The organism is Deltaproteobacteria bacterium (genome assembly GCA_005879795.1).
Taxonomy (GTDB): domain Bacteria; phylum Desulfobacterota; class Binatia; order DP-6; family DP-6; genus DP-6.
Map to the genome: position 1 here is coordinate 37,912 of VBKJ01000128.1, position 23,126 is coordinate 61,037.

Genomic DNA, 23,126 nt, shown 5'->3' on the forward strand with positions numbered 1-23,126 from the left:
ATGCCAGGCTTGCTGGGGGCAGTAGCGATCGTGGTCGTGTTCCTCCTGAGCGGGCTCAAGGTCCTGCGCGAGTACGAGCGGGCGGTCGTCTTCCGCCTGGGACGGCTGGTCGGAGCGCGCGGCCCCGGGCTCGTCTACGTCATCCCCGCCGTCGAGAAGGCGCTGCGCGTGGATCTCCGCACCATCACCATGGACATCCCCTCGCAGGACGTCATCACCAAGGACAACGTCTCGCTCAAGGTGAACGCCGTCCTCTACTTCCGGGTGATCGACTCCAACCGCGCCGTGGTCGAGGTGGAGAACTACCTCTTCGCCACCTCGCAGCTCGCGCAGACCACGCTGCGCAGCGTGTGCGGCGAGGCCCAGCTCGACGAGCTCCTCGCCGAGCGCGAGAAGATCAATGCCCACCTGCAGTCGATCATCGACCAGCACACCGAGCCGTGGGGCATCAAGGTGGTGCAGGTGGCGGTCAAACACATCGACCTGCCCGAGGAGATGCGCCGGGCGATGGCGCGCCAGGCCGAGGCCGAACGCGAGCGGCGGGCCAAGGTGATCGCCGCCGAGGGCGAGTTCCAGGCGGCGCAGCGCCTCGCCGACGCCTCGGCGATCATGGCGCGGGAGCCGATCGCGCTCCAGCTCCGCTTCCTGCAGACGCTGGTCGAGGTGGCCTCGGAGAACAACTCGACCACCATCTTCCCGGTGCCGATCGACATCCTGAGACCCTTCCTCGAGGTCCGGGGCACGCGCTCGACCTGAAGGGCGGATGCGGCTCGCGGACCTCGACTACCCGCTGCCGGAGGCACTGATCGCGCAGCAGCCCGCGCCCGAGCGCGTGGCGGCCCGGCTCCTCCTGCTCGACCGGGGCGGCGCTGCCCTCCGCCACGCGCGCGTCGCCGACCTCCCCGCCCTCCTCCGCACCGGGGACGTGCTCGTCCTGAACGACACGCGGGTCATCCCGGCCCGGGTGCGCGGGCGGCGGCCGAGCGGCGGGCGGCTCGAGGTCCTCTTCGTCGCGCCGCTCGGTGAAGAGGGCGAGTGGGAAGTGCTCGTGCGCGGCGCGCCGCGCGCCGGCGAGCGGGTCCACCTCGCGGGCGACGAGGGGAAGTGGGTCGCGCCGCTCGGTGACGGCCGCTGGCGGCTCCGCCTGGCGCTCGACGAACCCGCGCTCACCTGGCTCGAGCGGGTGGGGGAGGTGCCACTGCCACCCTACGTCCGGCGCGCCCCGACGCCGGCCGATCGCGAGCGCTATCAGACCGTGTACGCGCGCGCGCCGGGCGCGGTGGCGGCACCGACGGCCGGGCTCCACCTGACCCGGGAGCTGCTGGGCGCCATCGCCGCGGCGGGCGTCCGGGTCGCGACCCTCACGCTGCACGTCGGACCCGGCACGTTCCTCCCCATCCGCACCGCCGACCTCGACCGGCACGTGATGGTGCCCGAGCGCTTCGAGATCCCGCCGCCGACGGTCGAGGCGATCGCCGCGGCCCGCACGGCGGGCGGACGGGTCGTCGCGGTCGGCACGACGACCGTGCGCGCCCTCGAGTCGGCGGGCGCGGACGGCGCGCTCCACGCCGGCCCGGGCGCGGCGGCGCTCTTCATCCGCCCGGGCCATCGCTTCCGGGTGGTGGACGCGCTGCTCACGAACTTCCACCTGCCGCGCTCGACGCTGCTCGCGCTGGTGGCGGCGTTCGCCGGGTGGGAGCGCGTCCGCGCCGCCTACGCCGAGGCGGTGCGACTCGGCTACCGCTTCTACAGCTACGGCGACGCCATGCTCATCACGTGAGCGCGCCGTTCGGCTTCGAGGTGGTGCGCGTCGACCCGAGCGGGGCGCGGCTCGGCCGGCTCACCACGGCGCACGGGGTGGTGGACACCCCGGTGTTCATGCCGGTCGCCACCCACGGGGCGGTGAAGGGCGTGGTCCCGGAGCAGCTCCGCACGCTCGGGACGACCATCCTCCTCGCCAACGCCTATCACCTGGCCCAGCGGCCCGGGGTCGAGGCGGTGCGGGCGCTGGGCGGGCTGCACGCGCTCATGGGGTGGGACGGGCCGCTGCTCACCGACAGCGGCGGCTTCCAGGTGATGAGCCTCGGCGAGCTGGTGCGCGTCGACGACGGCGGTCTGCACTATCGCTCGCACGTGGATGGGCGCGCCGGACGCCTCGCCCCCGAGGACGCCGTCGCCGTGCAGGAGGCGCTCGGGGCCGACATCGCCATGTCGCTCGACGAGTGCGTCCCGGCGGGCGCGCGACACGCGCAGGTGGCGCACGCCGTCGCGCGCACGAGCGCGTGGGCGGCGCGCGGCCTCGCGGCGCGCACGCGCGCGGCGACGGCGCTCTTCGGTATCGTGCAGGGCGGGCTCGACCCGGCGCTGCGCGCCGAGAGCGCGTGGGCGCTCACCGGACTCGGCTTCGACGGCTACGCGGTGGGCGGCCTCTCGGTCGGCGAGCCGCCGGACGAGACGGCCCGGGTCGCAGCCGCCACGGTGACCCTCCTTCCGCCCGAGCGACCCCGTTACCTGATGGGCGTCGGCACGCCGCGCGATTTGCTTCGCTTCGCGGCGATGGGATACGATCTCTTTGATTGCGTCCTGCCCACGCGCAACGCCCGCAACGGGACGCTCTTCACTCGACAAGGCAAGCTGATGATCCGCAACGCCGCGCACGCCCGCGACGCGCGTCCGGTCGAGGACGGCTGCCCCTGCTACACCTGCACGCGCTTCAGCCGGGGCGCGCTCCGGCACCTGGTGCTGGCCCGCGAGATGCTCGGCGCCCAGCTCGCCACGCTGCACAACCTGCACTTCTATCTGCACCTGATGCGCGAGGTACGCGCCGCGCTCACGGAGGGCAGCTTCCCGGCGCGGGCGGCGGCTGCAGCCGGGGCGTGGGCGTAGCGTGGGGGGGCTCTTCACGCAGGGGACGGACGGGGGCGCACCGCCCGTGCTCCAGATACTGCCGCTTCTCCTGCTCGGCGTGGTCTTCTACGTCGTCCTCCTGCGCCCCGAACAGAAGCGCCGACGGGAGCACGCGCAGATGGTCGCGGCGCTCAAGCGGGGCGACCGCGTGGTGATGGCCTCCGGCATCCACGGCCGGGTGACGGGCGTGGCGGAGAAGGTGGTGACCGTGGAGATCGCCCGCAACGTGCAGGTCGAGGTGGACCGCAGCTCGATTCAGACGGTCACCAAGGGCCCGGCCCTCGAGGTCCGGGAGAAAGAGCGGGAGAAGTCGTGAGCCGATCGGTTCTCACCCGGGGGGCGCTCTACGCGGCGCTGGCAGTGGCCGCCCTCGTCTTCCTGGTGCCGAGCTTCGTGCGGCCGGCGCCGGCGTTCTGGCCCTGGCGCCAGCCGATCCGGCTTGGCCTCGATCTGCAGGGCGGGACCCACCTCCTCTACGGCGTCGACATCGATCAGGCGGTCGACAACACGGTCGATCGACAGATGCAGGACCTCGAGCGGACGCTGCGCGAGGAGCAGATCGGCGCCGCCTCGGTCGAGCGGGAGGGCCGGACCGTCCACCTGCGGCTCGCCAACAAGGACAAGCGTGCGCAGGTCGAGGCGCTCGTGAAAGACCGTTTCCCGAGCCTGGTCGCCGTACCCGAATCGGACGTCGAGGCGGGCGACCTCGCCTACACGCTCGAGCCGCGCGAGGTGCAGCGCCTGCGCGACAACGTCCAGGAGCAGGCCTTGAAGATCATCCGCAACCGCATCGACCAGTTCGGCGTGGCGGAGCCGACCGTGCAGGCGCAGGGGACGGACGAGATCGTGGTGCAGCTGCCCGGCGTCCAAGATCCGCAGCGCGCCAAGGAGCTGATCGGGCGCACGGCGCTCCTCGAGTTCAAGCTGGTGGCGCGGGCGGGCGACGCGGGGACTCCCGACCACCCCGGGCCGAACGTGCAGTACCTGCCGGGCAAGAGCGAGAAGGGTCGCCGCGCGAGCCCCGTCGCGGTCGAGCGGCGCACCCTCATGACCGGCGACGTGCTGACGGATGCGTTCGTCTCCCAGGGCGCGGCCACCGAGGGCATGGTGGTCGACTTCGTGCTCGACGCGCGCGGCACCAAGGAGTTCGGCGAGATCACCAGCGCGAACGTCGGCCGCCAGCTCGCCATCGTCCTCGACGGCGTGGTCGAGTCGGCGCCGGTGATCGAGACGCCGATCACCGGCGGCCGGGGGCTCATCCGCGGCCGCTTCGACTTCACCGAGGCGCAGGACCTGGCCAACGTGCTGCGCAACGGGGCGCTGCCCGCCCCCCTCAAGCTGATCGAGGAGCGCACGGTCGGCCCGTCGCTCGGGAAGGATTCGATCCGCAAGGGCGTGCTCTCCTTCGTGGTGGGGAGCGCGCTCGTGATCGTGTTCATGCTGGTCTATTACCGCGGCGGCGGGGTGATCGCGGACGGGGCCCTCCTGCTGAACGTCCTCCTCCTCGTGGGCGCCTTCGCCGCCTTCGGCTTCACGCTCTCCTTGCCGGGCATCGCCGGTATCGTGCTCACCATCGGCATGGCCGTCGATGCCAACGTCCTCATCCTCGAGCGCATCCGCGAGGAGCTGCGCCTGGGAAAGACCGCGCGCGCGGCGATCGAGGCGGGCTACGAGCGGGCGTGGTATGCGATCCGGGACTCGAACGTCACCACCTTCTGCTCGGGGCTCATCCTGTTCCAGTTCGGCAGCGGCCCGGTGCGGGGTTTCGCGATCACCCTCTGCCTCGGCATCCTGACCAGTCTGGCGACCGGCGTGTTCGGCACGCGCGTGGTCTACGACTTCCTGACCTCGCGCCGACGGCTCGCGACGGTGAGCGTATGAAGGGGGACACGAGCACCATGCCCACGAGCCGCCCGGTCCGGGGCGCGGCGGAGCCCGCGCCCGTCGAGCACCGCTTCTTCGAGCTGATCCCGCCCGGGACGAAGATCGATTTCGTCGGGCTGCGCTTCAAGATGCTCGTCCTCTCGTGGACCCTGATCGCGATCGGCCTCGCGTGGGCCTACGCGAGGGGCATCAACTGGGGCATCGACTTCGCCGGCGGCACGATGGTGCACGTCAAGTTCGCGGCACCGACCCCCATCGGCGACGTGCGCGCGGCGCTCTCGAAGCCGGAGATCGGTGAGGTCCTCGTCCAGGACGTGGGGCGGGCGGGCAACGAGTTCCAGATCCGGGTCCGCGGGGCGGAGAAGGGCGGCAGCGGCTCGGTGGCGGACGCCATCCGGGCCGCCCTGCGCGAGAAGTTCGGCGAGGGGACGCACGACGTGCTGCGCGTCGAGACGGTGGGGCCGAGGGTCGGCAAGGATCTCGGCCGGAGCGCCGCGCTGGCGGTCCTCGCCGCGACGCTCGTCATGGGTGTCTACATCGCGCTCCGTTTCGAGCTGCGCTTCGGGATCGGCGCCGCCATCGCCCTCGTGCACGACGTGCTCATGACGATCGGGGCGCTCGCCATCGCCCACATGGAGTTCGATCTGACCACGGTGGCGGCGCTGCTCACGGTCGTGGGCTACTCGGTGCACGACACCGTCATCGTCTCCGACCGCATCCGCGAGAACATGAAGAAGATGCGGCGCGAGAGCCTGGCCACCATCATGAACATCTCGATCAACGAGACGCTGTCGCGGACGCTCATCACGAGCGGCACGGCGATCCTGGTGACCGCGGCGCTCTTCGTGCTGGGTGGCCCGGTGATCCACAGCTTCGCCTTCGCCTTGCTGGTCGGCTTCATCGTGGGCACGTACTCGTCGATCTACGTGGCGAGTCCCGTGGTGCTCTATCTGGAGGGACGGCAGGCGCGGCGCTGACGCGAGCCGGCGACGCGCTTCGAGGAGGGTGCTCCGCGGCCAGACGACGCCCGCCGACCCGGAGCCGCTGCTCGAGATCGACGCGTAGATGCCCTTCGGGATCATCACGCCCGCGCCCGCCGAGGCGTTGGCGACCCTCGAGCCGTCCGGTCCCGGAAGTCCCGAGCCGGTGCTCCTCGCGCGCCGGGTGGAGATCGAGGGCGCGCGCCGGGTGGACCCGACCCGCCCGCACCTCCGCCTGCGGCTCCGGGCAGGACGGTCGCACGTTGCCCGCCATCGGGCTACGCTCCGGGAGGGCTCCCGCTGTACGGCCGGGGCAGCGCGCCGACGTCGTCTTCCGGGCCCGGCTGGCGCGGTGGCAGGGCAGGGAGCGCCTCGAGCCGGAGGTCCTCGACCGGCGCGGGAGCAGCCCTCCGCGAGCGCCTCAAGTAACCGAGAATGCACGCGAATTCGGCGTTCCTTGACGGCGGCGGACCGCCCTGCTACCAAAACGCCGTCCCGGAACAGCCGCGGGCGGTGCCATGCTGGACGTCGAAGATAACTTACTTAATAGCAAAGAGGTAGCCGAGCTCCTCGATTGCAGTCCGGACACGGTGAACGAGCTGGCGAGGAAGAGCATCCTGCCCGCCTTCAAGCGGGGCCGGCAGTGGCGCTTCCGCAAGCGGGACATCACCTCCTTCAAGCGGCAGCTGCGAGGCAAGACCGCCGCATGAACGGAGCGGCACCCCGCGGCGGGCGTTCGCGCTAGGGACCGGCGCCCCGGGCGTCCCGCGCTCCGGGCACGCGACAACACGAAGGAGGCGTATGGCTCTCGCGAACGCGCAGCCGCACGAAAGCCGGCTGTACTACGAGTTCTCGCATCTCTACGACCTGCTCTTCCGGCGCGTATTCTATCCGCGGATCGCCCGGGTCATCCGCTCGCTCGCGATCGAGCCCGGGGCGCGCGTGCTCGAGCTCGGGGTCGGGACCGGGCTCTCCCTCGACGCCTATCCCTCGCACTGCCACGTGACCGGGATCGATCTCGCGCCCGACATGCTGGAGCGGGCGCAGGACAAGGTGAACCGCAACGGCTGGCGGCACATCACGCTCGAGCAAGGGGATGCGCTCAGCCTGAAGTTCCCCGACGACAGCTTCGACTACGTGATGGCCTTCCACGTGGTGAGCGTGGTGCCGGATCCGGATCGCATGATGGCCGAAGCCCGGCGCGTGTGCCGGCCGGGCGGGGTCATCACCCTCATCAACCATTTCCGCAGCCCGAAGCCGGGGCTCGCCCGCCTCCAGCGTACGATCGACCCGGTCACGCGCTGGCTCGGCTGGACGACCCTCCAGCTCTCGGACGTGCTCGATCAGCAAACCCTGCACGTCGAGCGGCAGTGGAAGACGTCGCCGCGCTCGCTCTTCACCATCGTGGTGGCGCGCAATGCCAAGGCCGTGCCGGCGGCGCGCCGGAGGCCCAGCACGCGGGCCCGCCGCTCCGAGGCTGCCCTCGCCTAGTGTCCCGAACCCGAAGTCCGTCACCAAATTCGGGGGCGTCTCGGCGACACTGGCTGCGTTGCTCCTCCTCGGAATAGCGCCAACTATTCCTCGTTGTCGCGCCTTGCCAGCGCCGCCGATCCACCCCCGACTTTGGCAACGGATTTCGGGTCCGGGACACTAGCGAGTGTGCTGGCCGATCAGTGCCGGTGTTTCGCCGGCGGGGCGAACGGGATGATGCCCCGCCGCATGAGGAGGTCGGCCTCGCGCCGCCCGCGCGTGTGGAGCCAGCGCTTGTAGAGCCGGAGCGTGTCCTGCTCGCGACGGAAGAGCTCCTGCGCGCTGATCTCGGTGAGCACCCGCACGAACTCCGGAAAGCGTCCCGCGAGCTCCTCGAACAGGGTGGCGAGGGCGCCGCGGGATGACTGCGCCGACAGGCGCGCGTAGGCGTTGCGGCCGAGCGCGGCGTAGTACTCGGGCCCCACCAGGCTCCGCTCGAGGCTGTCGACGAACATGCCCGTGATGAAGAGCGCGGTGTCGGCGACGCGCTTCAGCTTCTCGTAACCCCTGGCGGCCGGGAGATGGAACGCCTCCAGATAGTCGAGGGCGAGGGGCGGGTCGAGCAGATCCCCGCGCGCGGGGCGTGCGAAACCCTCGAGCAGCCGGACGAGGTAGAACTCGGTGGTCTCCGACGACGCGACCCGCTGCGCGGCCATGGCGGTGCGCACCATGTCGCGGAAGATGACGGTGAGATTGCTCGTGGACAGCATGCCGACTCGCTCAGCGTGGCTCGGGCCCCGCGCGCGATATCGCGGCCACCCGCACGACTTCACGTTCACCATTGTGGTGACAAAACGCCGCAGTATCAAACGTACTCGCATTGAAGGGGGTGAGGGCCTTTGCTACAAATCGCCGTTCACCCCTCCGCATGTCGGCTCCCCAGGCGATCGCTGCCGTCAAGGGCTTCCGGGACGTCCTCCCCGACGAGAGCCGGCGCTGGCGTGCCCTGGAAGAGGCGGCCGAGCGCACGTTCACGCGCTACGGGTTCGGCGAGATCCGGCTGCCGGTGGTGGAGCGCACGGAGCTGTTCGCCCGCTCACTCGGCGAGACGACGGACATCGTCGAGAAGGAGATGTACTCGTTCGCGGACCGCGACACGACGGGGCTCACGCTCCGCCCCGAGGCGACGGCAGGGGTGGTGCGCGCCTACCTCGAGAACGGCCTCGTGCAGAGCGACCCGACCGCACGCCTGTTCTACCGCGGGCCGATGTTCCGGCGCGAGCGGCCGCAGCGCGGTCGCTACCGGCAGTTCTACCAGATCGGGGCCGAGGTGCTCGGGCGGGACGACCCGCTCGCCGACGCCGAGCTGCTCGTCATGCTCGAGCGTTACCTCGCGGCGGTGGGCGCGCGCGCGGCGCGGCTCGAGCTCAACTCGGTCGGCGATCGCGTCTGCCGCCCGGTCTACCGCGAGCGCCTGCGGGAGTTCGGGCGCGCTCACCTGGCGGGGCTCTGTCCTGACTGCCACCGGCGCGTGGAGCGCAACCCGCTGCGCATGCTCGACTGCAAGGTGGAGTCGTGCCGGGAGATCATGACCCGAGCGCCGGTAGCCGCCGACAGCCTGTGCGACGGCTGCCGGGCGCACCTGGCCCAAGTGCGCGCGCTCCTCGAGCAGGAACGGGTGGCTTACGTGATGAATCCGCGCCTGGTGCGCGGACTCGACTACTACTGCCGGACGGCCTTCGAGGTCGTCGCCAGCGGGCTCGGCGCGCAGAACGCGGTGGGCGGCGGCGGGCGCTACGACGGGCTGGTGGCGGCGCTCGGCGGCCCGGACGTCCCCGGCGTCGGCTTCGCGCTCGGCCTCGAGCGCCTCGCCATGGCGGCGCCCGGGACCGAGGCCGAGGCGGCGGGTCCGGCCGCCGTCATCCTCCCGCTCGAGGCCGGCGCGATCGGTCCGGCGCTCGCGCTCGCGACCCGACTCCGCGACGGCGGGCTCGCCATCGGGCTCGAGCCGGCGGGGCGGAGCCTGAAGGCGCTGCTCCGCGCCGCCGACCGCCGGCGCGCGCGCCTCGCGGCCATCCTGGGCGAGGAGGAGCTGCGGGCCGGGCGGGCGACGGTGCGCGACCTGGTGCGGCACCAGGACCGCCGCCAGGTCCTCCCGCTCGACGCGAGCGGGCCCGAGCTTGCACGCTTGCTGCAGGCGATGATCGGGGGCGGGGAGTGAGCGCGCCGATCGAGCCGCTGGGCGACTGGCGGTGCAGCGACCCGTGCGGCACGCTCCGCCCCACGGACATCGGGCGTGCGGTGACGCTCTGCGGTTGGGTGCATGCGCGGCGCGACCACGGGGGCGTGCTCTTCATCGATCTGCGCGACCGCAGCGGCCTCGTGCAGGTAGTCTGCAACCCCGCCGAGAGCCCGGCCGCGCATGCCCGTGCGGGCGAGGTGCGGCTCGAGTACGTGATCGCGGTGCGCGGAGAGGTGCGGGCCCGTCCCCCGGAGACGGTCAACGTCGAGCTGCCGACGGGCGCGATCGAAGTGTCCGTCCGCGAGCTCCGGGTGCTCAACACCGCACGGCCGACGCCGTACCCGATCGACGACGTCACCGAGGTGAGCGAGCCGAACCGCCTCCGCTACCGCTACCTCGATCTGCGCCGGCCGCGCATGCAGCGGAACCTCCTCCTGCGCCACGAGGTCACGCGCGCCGTGCGCGAGCACCTGAACGCGGCCGGCTTCGTGGAGGTCGAGACCCCGGTGCTGACGCGCTCCACCCCGGAGGGGGCACGCGACTACCTGGTGCCGAGCCGCGTGCAGCGCGGCAGCTTCTACGCGCTGCCGCAGTCGCCGCAGCTCTTCAAGCAGCTGCTCATGGTGGCCGGACTCGATCGCTACTACCAGATCGTCCGCTGCTTCCGCGACGAGGACCTGCGCGCCGACCGGCAGCCGGAGTTCACGCAGATCGACCTCGAGATGTCCTTCGTCGGCCCGGGCGACGTGATGGCGGTCGTGGAGCCCATGATCGCGGCGCTGTTCACGCAGGTGCGCGGGCGGCCCACGCCGCGCCCGTTTCCGGTCCTTCGCCACGCCGAGACGATGCTGCGCTATGGAATCGACCGGCCCGACCTGCGCGTCGACCTCGAGCTCGCCGACTTCACCGCCTGCTTCGCGGGGACCGGCTTCCGCGTGTTCGCGGAGGCGCTCGCCGCGGGCAATCCCATCCGCGGCCTCGCCGTCCCCGGCGGCGGCGCGGCGCTCTCGCGCCGCGAGCTCGACGACCTGGTCGGCTTCGCGACCGCGGAGGGCGCGGGCGGCCTCACCTGGATCAAGGTCGGCGCCGACGGCTGGCAATCGCCGGCGGTCAAGTTCCTCTCCGGCGCCGAGCGGGCGCGCCTGGCGGCGGCGGCCCGCCTCGAGATCGGCGACCTCCTCGTGCTGCTGGCCGAGCCGGAGGCTACGGCGGCGCCCATCCTCTCACAGCTGCGCCTCCGGCTCGGGGAGCGGCTGGGCCGGGTGGCGCGGGACGAGGATCGCTTCCTCTGGGTGGTCGACTTCCCGCTCCTCCAGCGCGACCCGGACGCGGGTCGCTACGTCGCCGTGCACCATCCCTTCACGGCACCCGCCGAGGAGGATCTCGACCGTCTCGAGCGCGCCCCGCTCGCCGTCCGCTCGCAGGCCTACGACCTGGTGCTCAACGGCATCGAGCTCGGCGGCGGCAGCATCCGTATCCATCGCCCCGACGTGCAGCAGCGCGTGTTCGCGCTCCTCGGCATGTCGGAGAGCGAGGCACAGGCGCGCTTCGGCTTCCTGCTCGAGGCGCTCGCCTTCGGCGCGCCGCCGCACGGCGGCATCGCCCTCGGCCTCGACCGCCTGGTGATGCTGCTCGCGGGCGCCGACTCGATCCGCGAGGTGATCGCCTTTCCGAAGACGCAGCGTGCGGTCTGTCTCCTCACCGAGGCGCCGACCCCGGTCGACCCGGCGCAGCTGCGTGAGCTGGGCATCCGGGTCGTGTCGTAGGGAGGCCGGCGCCGAGAGGCGCCTAGCCGCGCGGGGGTTGCGCTCCGGGCATGGGGAGCGGGCAGCGCACGAGCACTGGACGGGCCTCCGAGGAAGACGGACGGCGGCTCCTAGAGCAACGTCTCGGGCGCCGTCGCCGAGACGCCGATCGCCTCCGCCACGCCCGGGTGGGTCACGCGCCCGGCGAGCACGTTGCACGCCCGGCAGAGCGCCGGGTCACGGCGCAGCGCATCCGCGAAGCCATGGTCCGCGATCGCGAGCGCGTAGGAGAGGGTCGCGTTGGTGAGCGCGAGGGTCGCGGTGTGGGGCACCATTCCCGGCATGTTGGCGACGGCGTAGTGCACCACGCCCTCGACCCGGTAGGTCGGATCGGCGTGCGTAGTGGGGCGCGAGGTCTCGGCGCACCCGCCCTGGTCGATCGAGAGGTCGACCAGGGCCGCGCCGGGACGCATGGCCGCGACCAGTGCGCGGGAGATGAGCCGCGGCGCGCGGGCGCCCGGGATGAGCACGCCGCCCACGATCATATCGGCGCTCACCGCCTCCTCCTCGATGTTGGCCCGGTTCGACATGACGGTGGTCACGTGGCCGCCGAGGATGTCGTGCACATAGCGGAGCTTGGCGGGGTCGACGTCGAGGATCGACACGTGGGCCCCCACCCCGACGGCCACCTGGCAGGCGTTGGTCCCCGCGATCCCGGCGCCCAGGATGACGACCTTCGCGGGCCGCACGCCCGACGCACCGGAGAGGAGCACGCCGCGGCCGCCGTTCTGGGCCTGAAGGCACCAGGCGCCCACCTGCACCGCGAGCCGCCCCGCGATCTCGCTCATGGGAGCGAGCAGCGGCAGCGAGCCGTCCGGGGGCTGCAGCGTCTCGTAGGCCAGGGCGCGCACGCGGCGCGCGACGAGCACCCGCACGAGCTGCGGGTTGGCCGCGAGGTGCAGATACGTGAACAGGATCTGGTCGGGGCGCAGGAGGTCGTACTCGGAGGGGAGCGGCTCTTTCACCTTGAGGATCAGCTCTGCCCGGCCCCAGACCGCGGCGGCGTCGGCCAGCGTCGCGCCGGCATCGCGGTAGAGCCGGTCGGGCAGGCTCGAGCCGGTGCCCGCGCCGTGCTCCACCACCACGGTGTGCCCGTGCGCCACCAGCGCGCCGACGCCGCTCGGCGTGAGCGCGACGCGGTTCTCCTCCGCCTTGATCTCGCGCGGGACGCCGACGATCACGCGTCCAGAGTGTAGCACGGCCCGGGGCGCGTGCGACCGCCGACTTGCCCTGCCCGCGAGCAGCCCTATAGAAGAAGCCGATCGGGATCGCTGCGTGGGACACACGATCGACGGCAAGAGCGTGGCGGCGGTGGTACGGAGCGAGGTGCGGGAGCGCGTCGCGCGCCTCGCCAGCCGCGGGGTGATCCCGGGTCTGGCCACCGTGCTCGTCGGCGACGATCCCGCCTCGCACCTCTACGTCGGCAACAAGGAGAAGGCGTGCCAGGAGGTGGGCATGCGCTCCTTCGGCCATCGGCTCGCGGCGAGCACAGGGCAAGCGGAGCTGCTCGCCCTGGTCCGCGAGCTCGGCCGCCGGCGCGATGTGCACGGCATCCTCGTCCAGCTTCCCCTGCCTCCCCGGCTCGATGCCCGGGCGGTGATCGAGGCGCTCCCACCCGAGAAGGACGTCGACGGGCTGCATCCCGTGAGTCAAGGTCGCCTGCTGGCGGGCGAGCCGGGTCTGCGTCCCTGCACGCCGCTCGGGGTGCTCCGACTGATCGACGAGACCGGTGTCGCGCTCAAGGGCGCGCGCGCGGTGGTGGTGGGCCGCAGCCTGCTGGTCGGCAAGCCGGTGGCGCTCCTCCTCCTCGAGCGCCACGCGACCGTCACCGTGTGTCACTCCCGCACCGCGGACCTGGAGCACGAGGTCGGACGCGCGGAGGTGCTGGTGGCGGCTACCGGGCAGGCGGGACTCGTCCGGGGCGCATGGATCCGCCCCGGTGCGGTCGTGATCGACGTCGGCATGAACCGCGGGCCGGACGGCCGGTTCTGCGGCGACGTCGAGTTCGCCGGCGCGCGCGAGCGCGCCTCTCACATCACTCCGGTTCCGGGCGGGGTGGGACCGATGACGGTCGCGATGCTGCTCGCCAACACCCTGAGCGCCGCGGAGCAGGCGGCCTAGAGCCCGCGCATGGCCCGCCGCACCCCGCTCTTCGACGTCCATCGCGCGCTCGGCGCCCGGATGGGCGAGTTCGCGGGCTGGGAGATGCCGCTCTCCTACCGCGGGGCCGCGGAGGAGCACCGCGCGGTCCGTGAGCGCTGCGCGCTCTTCGACGTGAGCCACATGGGCGAGATCGAGCTGCGTGGCCCCGGGGCCGCCGTGGTCTGCCAGGAGCTCACCGTGAACGACATCCGCCGCCTCCGCATCGGCGACGGGCAGTACACGCTCTTCTGCAACCAGCGCGGCGGCGTGCTGGACGACCTGATCGTCGTCCGCCTCGGCGCCGAGCGCTACCTCCTGGTGGTGAACGCGGCCAACACGGCGACCGACTACGCCTGGGTCCGCGCGCGCGCGGGCGAGCGCGCCGAGGTGGTCGACCGCAGCGCCGAGCTCGCGCTCCTGGCGCTGCAGGGACCCGAGGCGGAGCGCGCGCTCCGCACGCTCACCGCCCTCGACCTGGCGGCGCTCCGCCCCTTCACCGCCCTCGAAGGGCCCGTGGCCGGCGTGCGGACCTTGGTGTCGCGCACGGGGTACACCGGCGAGGATGGGTTCGAGCTCCTGGTCGCCGCCTCGGATGCGCCGCGGCTGTGGGAGGCTGTGCTCGACGCCACGCGGCGGCGGGACGGGCTCCCGGCGGGGCTCGGCGCGCGCGACACGCTGCGGCTGGAGGCCGGCCTCCCGCTCTGCGGGACCGACATGGACGAGACGACGACGCCGCTCGAGGCGGGTCTCGCCTGGGTGGTGAAGCTCGGCAAGGGGGACTTCGTCGGCCGCGCAGCGTTGGCCGAGCAGGCCGCCCGCGGCGTTGTGCGCCGCCTGGTCGGCATCGAGCTCGCCGAGCCCGGCGTCCCGCGCCATGGCTGCGCCGTGTGGCGCGACGGCGACGCCGTCGGCAGCGTGACCAGCGGCACCAGGTCGCCCACCCTCGGGCGCTACATCGGCCTCGCCTACGTCACGGCCGGCGCGGCGGCGCCCGGCACGCCGGTCGCGGTCGAGATCCGCGGGCGCCGCGTTCCGGCGCGGGTCGTCGCGCGTACCTTCTATCGCCGTGTGCAGCGGGAGGATTGAGCATGGAGTTCCCCGACGACCTCCGGTACACGAGGGATCACGAGTGGCTCCGCATGGAGGGGAACGAAGGCGTGGTCGGCATCACCGACTTCGCGCAGGACGCGCTCGGCGACGTGGTCTTCGTCGAGCTCCCGGCGGTGGACGCCACGCTCGCGCAGGGGCAGGTGCTCGGCGTGGTGGAATCCAACAAGACGGTCTCCGATCTGTTCGCGCCGGTGAGCGGACGCGTGATCGCGGTGAACCACGTCCTGCGCGACGGGCCGGAGCACGTCAACACGGATCCCTACGGCGCGGGCTGGATGATCCGCCTGCGGGTCGTCAGGCCGGACGAGGTCGATGGGCTCCTCGACGCGGCCGCCTACCGCGCTCACATCGCGAGCGAGCTGAGGAAGTGAGCGGCTACAGCCCTCACACCGCGCGGGACATCGCCGCCATGCTGGAGGCGATCGGGGTCGGCTCGATCGACGACCTGTTCGCGGACGTTCCGGCCCGCCTGCGGGCACGCGCGGCGATCGCGCTTCCGGAGGGCATGACCGAGCCCGAGTTGCGGCGCCACCTGGGCGCGCTGGCGGCCCGCAACGCGGACGCGGCGGGCGCGGCCGTCTTCCTGGGCGCGGGCGCGTACCCGCACTGGGTCCCGGCCGTGGTGGACCAGATCCTCCTGCGCAGCGAGTTCGCGACCGCCTACACTCCCTACCAGCCGGAGGTGAGCCAGGGCACGCTGCAGGCGACCTTCGAGTTCCAGACGTTCTCGGCGCTGCTGCTCGGCCTCGAGGTGGCGAGCGCCAGCCTGTACGACGGTGCGTCGGCGACCGCCGAGGCGGTGCTCATGGCCCGCCGCCTCCGGCCCGGCCGCCGGGTGGTCTGGCTGGCGCGCGCGCTCCATCCCCACTATCGCGCGACGGTCGCAACCTACCTGCGCGGCCTCGGCGGCGTGGAGGTGCGCGAGGTACCGTTCGGCGCCGATGGCCGCACCGACCTGGGCGCGCTCCGCGCCGGGCTCGGCGGCGACACGCTCTGTCTGGTGCTCGGTTACCCGAACGTCTTCGGGGTGGTGGAGCACGTTGCGCTCTTCGCCGACGCCGTGCGCGCAGTTGGCGCGCTCACCATCACGGCGACGCCCGAGGCGCTCGCGCTGGCCCTCGTGCGCTCGCCCGGCGCCTCGGGCGTCGACATCGCGGTGGCGGAGGGGCAGAGCTTCGGCCTCCCGCTGTCATACGGCGGCCCGGGCGTCGGGCTCTTCGCCACCCGCGAGCGCTTCGTGCGCAGCATGCCGGGCCGCCTGGTCGGCGAGACCGTCGACGCCCGCGGTCGCCGCGGCTACGTGCTGACGCTCGCAACGCGCGAGCAGCACATCCGCCGCGAGCGCGCTACCTCGAACATCTGCACGAACCAGGCGCTGTGCGCCCTTGCCGTGACCGTCTACCTCTCGCTCCTCGGGCGGCACGGGCTCGCGAGCCTGGCCCGGGCGAACTACCGCGCCGCGCACGCCGCCGCCGCCCGCCTCGAGGCGGCAGGGGTCCCGGCGCGCTTCGCGGGGCCCTTCTTCAACGAGTTCGTCGTCCGGGCACCCGCGGCGGCGCGCGCGTGGGAAGCGGCCGCGCAGGCCGGGGTCGTGGCCGGGTTCCCGCTCGGCCGCTGGTACCCGGAGCTGGAGGGCAGCCTCGTCCTCTGCGTGACCGAGACCCACACGCCCGAGCAGGTCGATCGGCTGATCGGCGTGCTCGCGGCGCCGGCGCCGGCCGCGCGTGCTGCGGGTGGATGAGCCGATGTTCGACGAACCGCTCATCTTCGAGCGGGGATCGCCCGGGCGAGTCGGCTGGCCGGTGCGGGCGGCCGCGGGTGCGGGCGTCGCCGACCTGCCGGCGGACCTCCGGCGCGAGGACGAGCTGGCGGGCATGCCCGAGGTGAGCGAGCTCGAGGTGCTGCGCCACTTCCTCCGCCTCTCGCAGTGGAACTACAGCGCGGCGACGACGCTCTACCCGCTCGGGTCGTGCACCATGAAGTACAACCCCGTGGTGAACGAGGAGCTGGCGCGCCTCCCGGGCTTCGCGGCTCTCCACCCGCTCGTGCCCGAGGCGCTCGCGCAGGGAGCGCTCGAGCTGCTCGCGGCCCTGGAGGCGGGGCTCGCCGCCGTGAGCGGCCTCGATGCGGTGTGCCTCCAGCCCGCCGCCGGGGCGCACGGCGAGCTGCTCGGCATGCTCCTCGTGCGCGCCTACCACGCCGACCGCGGGCAGGCGCGCCGGCGCGTCCTCATCCCCGCGAGCGCGCACGGCACGAACCCGGCGAGCGCCACGCTGTGCGGCTACGAGGTGACCGAGGTCGCGGTGGACGCCCGCGGGCTCTTGACCGCCGCGGCGGTGGCGGCCGCCATGGACGAGTCGGTCGCCGCGCTCATGATCACCAACCCGAACACACTCGGGCTCTTCGAGCGCGAGATCGACGGCATCACGGCCGCCGTCCACACGCAGGGCGGCCTCGTCTACCTGGACGGCGCGAACCTGAACGCCATCATGGGGATCGCGAAGCCCGCCGACATGGGCGTGGACGTGATGCAGTTCAACCTGCACAAGACGTTCTCCACGCCGCACGGCGGGGGCGGGCCGGGCGCGGGGCCGGTCGCGGTTCGCGCGGCGCTCGCGGACTACCTACCGGTGCCGCGGCTCGTGCGCGGCGACGGCGTCCTCAAGTGGACGGACGATGCACCCAAGAGCGTGGGGCGCCTGCGGGCGTTCTCCGGCAACTTCGGCGTCCTGGTGCGCGCCTACGCCTATCTCGCCCGGCTCGGCGGCCCCGGCCTGGCGGAAGCGACGCGCTTCGCGGTCCTGAATGCCAACTACCTGCGGGCGCGCCTCAGCGGGACCTACCATCTCCCGTATGACACGCCCTCGCTGCACGAGTGCGTGTTCTCCGACGGCTGCCTCCAGGACTACGATGTCCACACCCTGGACGTCGCCAAGCGTCTGCTCGACTACGGCTTCTACGCGCCCACCATCTACTTCCCGCTGGTGGTGAAGGGCGCCCTCATGATCGAACCGACCGAGACCGAGACCAAGGAGACACTCGACCGGTTCGCCGACGCCATGCTCGCGATCGCCGAGGAGGCCCGCACCGACCCCGCCCGCGTGCGCGAGGCCCCGCACTCGACGCGCCTCGCCCGCCTCGACGAGACCCGCGCCGCGCGCCGGCCGGTGCTGCGCTGGTGGCCCGAGCGACCTTCGAATCCTGGAGGATCCGCTTGAGTTTCGTTGACTTCGCCGCAGCCCGCCGGTACCCTGCGCGGAACGTGTCGGTGTTGAACACCAAGGTGCTCGTCCTCAACCGGTCGTACCTGCCGATCCACATCACGGTGGTTCGGCGCGCGCTCTCGCTCCTCTACCAGGGCATCGCGCACGCCGTGGACGAGCAGTACCGCACGTTCGACTTCGCCAGCTGGGCCGACCTGGTGGCCGAGGAGGACAGGATCGGTCTGGTCGACCGGGCGATCCGCGTCCCGCGCGTCATCCTATTGCAGGGCTACGATCGCATCCCGCGCCGCTACGTGCGCTTCAGCCGCTTCAACATCTACGCGCGCGACGGGAACCGCTGCCAGTACTGCGGCCGGCAGTTCGCGCGCGTCGAGCTGAACCTCGACCACGTCGTGCCACGCTCGAGGGGCGGCACGTCGGTGTGGGAGAACGTCGTCTGCTCGTGCCACCGCTGCAACCGCCTGAAGGGCGGGCGCACGCCGGCGGAGGCGGGCATGCGGCTCGTCCGGCAGCCGCGGCGGCCGCAGTGGACGCCGTTCATGACGGAGACCTACAGCCTCCGTCGCTACAAGGAGTGGATGCCCTTTCTGAGCGCGGTGGATGCGGCGTACTGGAACACGGAGCTGGTGGCGGAGTAGCGCTCGGGGCCCCCATCCCCGGGTGTGACGGCCGCGCGGCGGCCGGCAAGGAACCCGGATGCGGATCAGGCAGATCGAGCTGAACGGCTTCAAGTCGTTCATGCAGCGGACGGTCCTCGAGCTCCCGCGCGGAGTGACCGCCATCGTCGGGCCGAACGGCTGCGGCAAGTCGAACATCGTCGACGCGATCCGCTGGGTGCTGGGCGAGCAAAGCCCACGTCATCTCCGCGGGGAGGCGATGGAGGACGTCATCTTCACCGGCAACACGGAGAACGGGCCACTGGGGATGGCCGAGGTGGCGCTCCTCCTCGAGCGAGACGAGGCGGACCTCGCGCCCCGCGCCGAGCCCGGCGCGGAGGAGGAGGATGCCCCGGACGGGCTGCCGCCCGGGCTCGCCACGGCGAGCGAGATCCTGGTGAGTCGGCGCTACTTCCGCTCCGGCGAGTCCGAGTACTTCATCAATCGAGCGCCCTGCCGCCTGAAGGACATCACCGAGCTCTTCCTGGGCACCGGCGTCGGCACCAAGGCCTACGCCATCGTCGAGCAGGGGCGCGTGGATCAGCTGGTCAACGCCAAGCCGGAGGAGCTGCGCCTGTTCATCGAAGAGGCGGCCGGCACGACCCGCTTTCGCAGCCGCAAGCTGACCGCGGAGCGGAAGATGGAGCGTACGCGCGAGAACCTGCTCCGCGTCCAGGACATCCTGCGCGAGCTCGAGCGGCAGATGGCCTCGCTGGAGCGCCAGGCGCGGCGTGCCGAGGAGTACCATCGCATCAAGGATGAGCTGCGCGACCTCGACCTGCGCGTGATGGCGACGCGCCAGCGGAGCTGGTCGGCCGAGCTCGCGACCCTGGGCGACCGCCTGGCCGCCGTGCAGGCGGAGGAGGCCGCGCTGCAGGAGGACATCCGTCGGAGCCGCGGCGCCAGCGACGAGGCTCATGCCGCGCGCGCGACCAACGAGGAGCGGCTGCGCGCAGTGGAGGAGGAGCTGACGGGCAAGCGCCTCGCGGCCGCGGAGGCCCAGGCACGATCGGGGGGCCTCGCCGAGCGCGGCCGCGAGCTCGCAGCGCGTGCGGTCGAGAGCCGCAGGGAGGCCGAGCGGATCGGGGCGCGTTTCGCGGCGCTCGCCCGGGAGACGGCAGGGCTCGAGAAGGAGATCGATCGGCTGGGCGCGGAGCTCCCCCGAGCCGAGGCCGCGCGCGCCGAGGCCGAGGCGCACCTCCAGGCGCTCGAGGGGGCCGGTCTCCCGCTCGAGCGGGCCGTCGAGGAGACCAAGGACGCGCACCTCGATGCCCTCGCCGAGGAGGCAAGGCTGCGCAACCTGAGCGAGGCTCTCCGCCAGCGGCGCGACGACCTCGACGGACGCCGGCGGCGTCTGGAGGACGAGCAGCGCGCCCTGGGCGAGCGGTTGCACGCCAACACCCGGGCGAGCGACGGCGCGCGTGCAGCGATCGCCCGCCTGCAGGGCGAGCGGGCGCGTCTCGTGGCCGAGCGGCAGGCCCTCGGCGAGCGGCAGCAGGCGCTCGGCGCCGAGGAGACGGCGCGCCTCGCCGTCGTCGAGCGGGCGCGGGCTGAGGCGACGCAGCTGCGCTCGCGCGCCGACTCGCTGCGCGAGCTCGAGAAGCGCTACGAGGGCTGCACGCGCGGCGTGGCGAGCCTGGTCGGGCGCGCGCCGCGGACGGCGGCGCTGCTCGCGAGCGTGCTCCACGTCCCGAAGGACCTCGAGCGGGCGGTGGCCGCGGCGCTTGGCGCGCGCCTCGCGCAGGTGGTGGTGCCGGACACGGCGGCGGCCATCGATGCCATCGGCTGGCTCGCGAAGACGGGCGGCGGCAGCGCCACCGTGCTGCCCCGCGAGGCCGAGCGGCGCGCCGCCGTGATCGTCCCGCCCGGACCGCGCCTGGTCGACCGCATCGAGATCGAGCCGCAGCACTGGGCGTTGGTGGAAGCGCTGCTCGGCCACGTCCTCCTCGCGGCCGACCTGGTCGAGGCCCTCAAGCTGTGGCGGGGGGCCGAGCACCCGGTGACGGTCGTCACCCCGCGCGGCGAGGCGATCGATGCGCTCGGTACCGTCACCGGTGGTAGCGAGCCGCCGCTCGAGGAGACGCTCCTCGCCCGCGCCCGCGAGCTGCGCGAGCTCGAGGCCGCGCATGTGGCGAGCCTCGAGCGCCTGGCGGCCGAGGAGCGCGCGCTCGCGCTCGACAGGGCACGGGGCGCCGAGGCGGCGCGTGCGATCACCGCGGCCGACGAGCGGCTGCACGCCCTCGACGTCGATCTGGTCGCGGCGGAGAAGGACCGGGAGCGGCTCGAGGCCGAGCGCCAGCAGATCGCGGTCGAGCTCGAGGCCGGCGCGCTGGAGGCGAGTGGGCTCGCGGGGGAGGACGGCGCGATGGCCGGCGAGCTGGCGGCGCTCGACGAGCGCCGGGCCGGGGCGACCGCGGCGGCGACCGAGCTGCGTGTGCGGCTCGGGGAGCAGCAGGAGACCCTCGCCGACTGGCGCGCGAGACATGCCGAGGTCGAGCGGCAGCGCACCGAGGCGGCGGTGCGGGTGGCGGCGGTGGCAGAGCGCCTGCGGGCGGCGCGGGCGGAGCTGAGCCGCGCCGCCGCCACCGGCGCCGATCTGAGCGAGCGGCTCGCCACGGCCGACCGGCAGGTGGCCGAGGCGGCGGCCGGGGCGGCGGCGGCCGAGAGGGATGTCGCGTCCGCGGAGGAGGCCCGCGCGCGGGCCGAGGCGCGAGCGGCGACCCTGGGCGCGGAGCGGGAGCGCCTTCTCGCGGCGATCGCCGACGCCTCGGCGAACGCGTCCGCGGACGACGTCGCCGAGCGGGAGGCGCGCGAACGCCTGGAAGCGGCGCGCGAGCGGCGCGCTCGCCTCGACGTCACGATGACCGAGCAGCGTCTGGCGCTCGAGCACCTGGCCACGCAGCTCGCCGAGCGCTACGGTCTCGGCCCGGACGCACTCGCGGACGTGGCGCTCACCGACGACGGGCTGGATGACGAGCGGGCGGCGCGGGTGGAGGCGCTGCGGGCGCGGCTCGCGCGTCTCGGCGACGTGAACCCGGAGGCGCTGACCGAGCTCGAGGAGCTCCGCGGACGGCACGAGTTCCTGGTCGGCCAACGCACCGACCTCGAGCGCTCCCTCGACGACCTCCGGCGCACGATCGCGAAGCTCATCCGGACCTCGCGCCGGCGCTTCGAGGAGACGTTCGCGGGCGCCAACGAGAAGCTCGCCGCGGTGTTCCCGAAGCTCTTTCCGGGCGGCAAGGCGCGCCTGGAGCTGACCGGGCCCGAAGAGGGCGGCGAGCCCGGGGTCGAGATCGTGGTCCAGCCGGCGGGAAAGAAACTGCAGTCGCTCGGCCTGCTCTCCGGGGGCGAGAAGGCACTCACGGCCGTCGCGTTGATCCTCTCCCTGTTCCTGATCCGGCCGACGCCCTTCTGCCTGCTCGACGAGGTGGACGCCCCGCTCGACGAGGCCAACATCGGGCGCTTCAATCAGCTGATCCAGGACATGGCGACGGGCTCGCAGTTCGTCCTCATCACGCACAACCGCCGCACCATGGAAGCCGCCGATACGCTCTACGGCATTACGATGGAGCAGGCTGGGGTGTCGAAGGTCGTGTCGGTTCGCCTGCGCGCCGCGGCGTAGTCGTCGGCCGCCCAATGGCTCCCTGGTGGATCGTCGCCGCCGGCGCGGCGCTCGTGCCGCTCGGCCTCGCGGTCGCCTTCGCCAGGGCGCGCCGGCGACGGGCGGTGAAGGCTGCGCCCAGTCCGGCCGCACCGCCGGCCGACCGGCTCCGCCAGGGTCTCGTGGCGACGCGACGTCGGCTCGCGGCGAGCCTGGAGGCCGCCCTGGGACGCGGTGCCGCCGAGCCCGAGCGAGCGCTGCAGGAGCTGGAGGACGCGCTCGTCGCGGCCGACGTCGGCGTCCGGACCTCGGCCGAGCTGGTGGCGCGCGTTCGGGCAGGCGTCGGCAGAGCGGACATCCGCCAAGCGCTGCAGAGGGAGATGGAGGCGGTCCTGGGCGCAGCGCCGGAGCCGACACCGAGCGCGCGCCCCTGGGTCGTCCTGGTGGCGGGCGTGAACGGCGTCGGCAAGACGACGACCATCGGGAAGCTGGCCGCCCGCCACGCGGCCGCGGGGCGGAGCGTGCTCATGGTGGCCGGGGACACGTTCCGAGCCGCCGCGATCGACCAGCTGGCCGTGTGGGCCGAGCGCACGGGAGCGGCGCTGGTGCGCCAGGCGCCGGGCGCCAACCCGTCGGCGGTCGTCTTCGACGGCATGAAGGCCGCGCTCGCGCGCGCGGTCGACGTCGTCCTGGTCGACACGGCCGGACGCCTGCACACGCGCTCCAACTTGATGGACGAGCTCCGCAAGGTGCAGCGCGTGATCACCCGCGAGGTTCCCGGGGCGCCGCACGAGACATTGCTCGTTCTCGATGCGACCACCGGCCAGAACGCCATCGCCCAGGCGCGGACCTTCTCCGAAGCCCTGGGGGTGACGGGGATCATCCTCACCAAGCTCGACGGGACGGCGCGGGGAGGGGTCGCGATCGCCATCCGCCAGCAGACGGGCATCCCGATCCGCTACGTGGGAGTGGGGGAAGCCACCGAGGACCTACGGCCGTTCGAAGCGCATCAGTTCGTGCGGGCGCTGCTCGAGCCGGACGCGCCCGCCGGGCAATTCGCTTGACACCGAGTTCCGCAGCGAACTAGACACTCTCGGACCGTAGG

20 protein-coding genes are annotated in these 23,126 nt (G+C 73.0%); 18 read left to right on the forward strand and 2 right to left on the reverse strand.

The window, feature by feature from the left end; all coding sequences use genetic code 11:
• The 8 genes from E6J59_07250 to E6J59_07285 all read left to right on the forward strand — a co-directional run bounded on the left by E6J59_07250 (position 1) and on the right by E6J59_07285 (position 7,262).
• Positions 1-756 (forward strand): slipin family protein, encoded by a 756-nt coding sequence (locus E6J59_07250; protein ID TMB20869.1) that lies wholly within the window; start codon positions 1-3, stop codon positions 754-756.
• 7 nt (positions 757-763) lie between these two features.
• A complete protein-coding gene (gene queA, locus E6J59_07255) occupies positions 764-1,780 on the forward strand; it encodes a tRNA preQ1(34) S-adenosylmethionine ribosyltransferase-isomerase QueA (protein TMB20870.1) in 1,017 nt (338 codons plus the stop codon).
• Entirely contained in the window at positions 1,777-2,886 is a 1,110-nt protein-coding gene (tgt, locus tag E6J59_07260) for a tRNA guanosine(34) transglycosylase Tgt (protein ID TMB20871.1), read from the forward strand. Before queA ends, tgt begins: the two co-directional genes overlap by 4 nt.
• A gap of 1 nt (position 2,887) precedes the next feature.
• Positions 2,888-3,223 (forward strand): preprotein translocase subunit YajC, encoded by a 336-nt coding sequence (yajC, locus tag E6J59_07265; GenBank protein TMB20872.1) that lies wholly within the window; start codon positions 2,888-2,890, stop codon positions 3,221-3,223.
• 38 nt (positions 3,224-3,261) lie between these two features.
• Entirely contained in the window at positions 3,262-4,788 is a 1,527-nt protein-coding gene (secD, locus tag E6J59_07270) for a protein translocase subunit SecD (GenBank protein TMB20895.1), read from the forward strand.
• Positions 4,785-5,768, forward strand: a complete 984-nt coding sequence (secF, locus tag E6J59_07275) for a protein translocase subunit SecF (GenBank protein ID TMB20873.1) — start codon at positions 4,785-4,787, stop codon at positions 5,766-5,768. The genes secD and secF overlap by 4 nt, the downstream gene beginning before the upstream one ends.
• A 521-nt stretch (positions 5,769-6,289) precedes the next feature.
• Positions 6,290-6,481, forward strand: coding sequence for a helix-turn-helix domain-containing protein (locus tag E6J59_07280; GenBank protein ID TMB20874.1), 192 nt, complete (start codon positions 6,290-6,292; stop codon positions 6,479-6,481).
• A gap of 91 nt (positions 6,482-6,572) precedes the next feature.
• Entirely contained in the window at positions 6,573-7,262 is a 690-nt protein-coding gene (locus tag E6J59_07285; protein ID TMB20875.1) for a class I SAM-dependent methyltransferase, read from the forward strand.
• A gap of 179 nt (positions 7,263-7,441) precedes the next feature.
• On the opposite strand, the gene E6J59_07290 is transcribed toward E6J59_07285, so the two are convergent.
• On the reverse strand, positions 7,442-8,011 hold the full coding sequence (locus tag E6J59_07290; protein ID TMB20876.1) for a hypothetical protein: 570 nt from the start codon (positions 8,009-8,011) through the stop codon (positions 7,442-7,444).
• A 158-nt stretch (positions 8,012-8,169) separates the two neighbouring features.
• Between E6J59_07290 and E6J59_07295 the strand changes: the two genes are divergently transcribed.
• Entirely contained in the window at positions 8,170-9,462 is a 1,293-nt protein-coding gene (locus tag E6J59_07295) for a histidine--tRNA ligase (GenBank protein ID TMB20877.1), read from the forward strand.
• 8 nt (positions 9,463-9,470) lie between these two features.
• Positions 9,471-11,249 (forward strand): aspartate--tRNA ligase, encoded by a 1,779-nt coding sequence (gene aspS, locus E6J59_07300; GenBank protein ID TMB20896.1) that lies wholly within the window; start codon positions 9,471-9,473, stop codon positions 11,247-11,249.
• A 110-nt stretch (positions 11,250-11,359) separates the two neighbouring features.
• Here the strand turns inward: aspS and ald are convergent, their stop codons facing one another.
• Positions 11,360-12,469 carry an alanine dehydrogenase gene (ald, locus tag E6J59_07305; GenBank protein TMB20878.1) on the reverse strand — a complete coding sequence of 370 codons (1,110 nt, stop codon included), beginning with the start codon at positions 12,467-12,469 and terminating at the stop codon, positions 11,360-11,362.
• 94 nt (positions 12,470-12,563) lie between these two features.
• Here ald and folD point away from each other — a divergent pair, with 94 nt between their 5' ends.
• Genes folD through ftsY form a run of 8 tightly spaced genes read left to right on the forward strand, consistent with a single transcriptional unit; the run spans position 12,564 to position 23,085 of the window.
• On the forward strand, positions 12,564-13,409 hold the full coding sequence (gene folD, locus E6J59_07310; GenBank protein TMB20879.1) for a bifunctional methylenetetrahydrofolate dehydrogenase/methenyltetrahydrofolate cyclohydrolase FolD: 846 nt from the start codon (positions 12,564-12,566) through the stop codon (positions 13,407-13,409).
• Between the two features lie 9 nt (positions 13,410-13,418).
• The gene (gene gcvT, locus E6J59_07315) at positions 13,419-14,516 is read left to right on the forward strand and encodes a glycine cleavage system aminomethyltransferase GcvT (GenBank protein TMB20880.1); all 1,098 of its coding nucleotides are present in this window, start codon (positions 13,419-13,421) and stop codon (positions 14,514-14,516) included.
• Complete coding sequence (gene gcvH / locus E6J59_07320) at positions 14,513-14,911, forward strand: glycine cleavage system protein GcvH (protein ID TMB20881.1); 399 nt, start codon at positions 14,513-14,515, stop codon at positions 14,909-14,911. Before gcvT ends, gcvH begins: the two co-directional genes overlap by 4 nt.
• 38 nt (positions 14,912-14,949) lie before the next feature.
• Entirely contained in the window at positions 14,950-16,281 is a 1,332-nt protein-coding gene (locus tag E6J59_07325; GenBank protein ID TMB20897.1) for an aminomethyl-transferring glycine dehydrogenase subunit GcvPA, read from the forward strand.
• A 4-nt stretch (positions 16,282-16,285) separates the two neighbouring features.
• Entirely contained in the window at positions 16,286-17,758 is a 1,473-nt protein-coding gene (locus E6J59_07330) for a glycine dehydrogenase subunit 2 (GenBank protein TMB20882.1), read from the forward strand.
• Positions 17,759-17,808: 50 nt separating this feature from the next.
• Complete coding sequence (locus tag E6J59_07335) at positions 17,809-18,402, forward strand: HNH endonuclease (GenBank protein TMB20883.1); 594 nt, start codon at positions 17,809-17,811, stop codon at positions 18,400-18,402.
• 58 nt (positions 18,403-18,460) lie between these two features.
• A complete protein-coding gene (gene smc / locus E6J59_07340; protein TMB20884.1) occupies positions 18,461-22,042 on the forward strand; it encodes a chromosome segregation protein SMC in 3,582 nt (1,193 codons plus the stop codon).
• A gap of 14 nt (positions 22,043-22,056) precedes the next feature.
• The gene (gene ftsY, locus E6J59_07345) at positions 22,057-23,085 is read left to right on the forward strand and encodes a signal recognition particle-docking protein FtsY (protein TMB20885.1); all 1,029 of its coding nucleotides are present in this window, start codon (positions 22,057-22,059) and stop codon (positions 23,083-23,085) included.
• Positions 23,086-23,126: the final 41 nt, after the last annotated feature.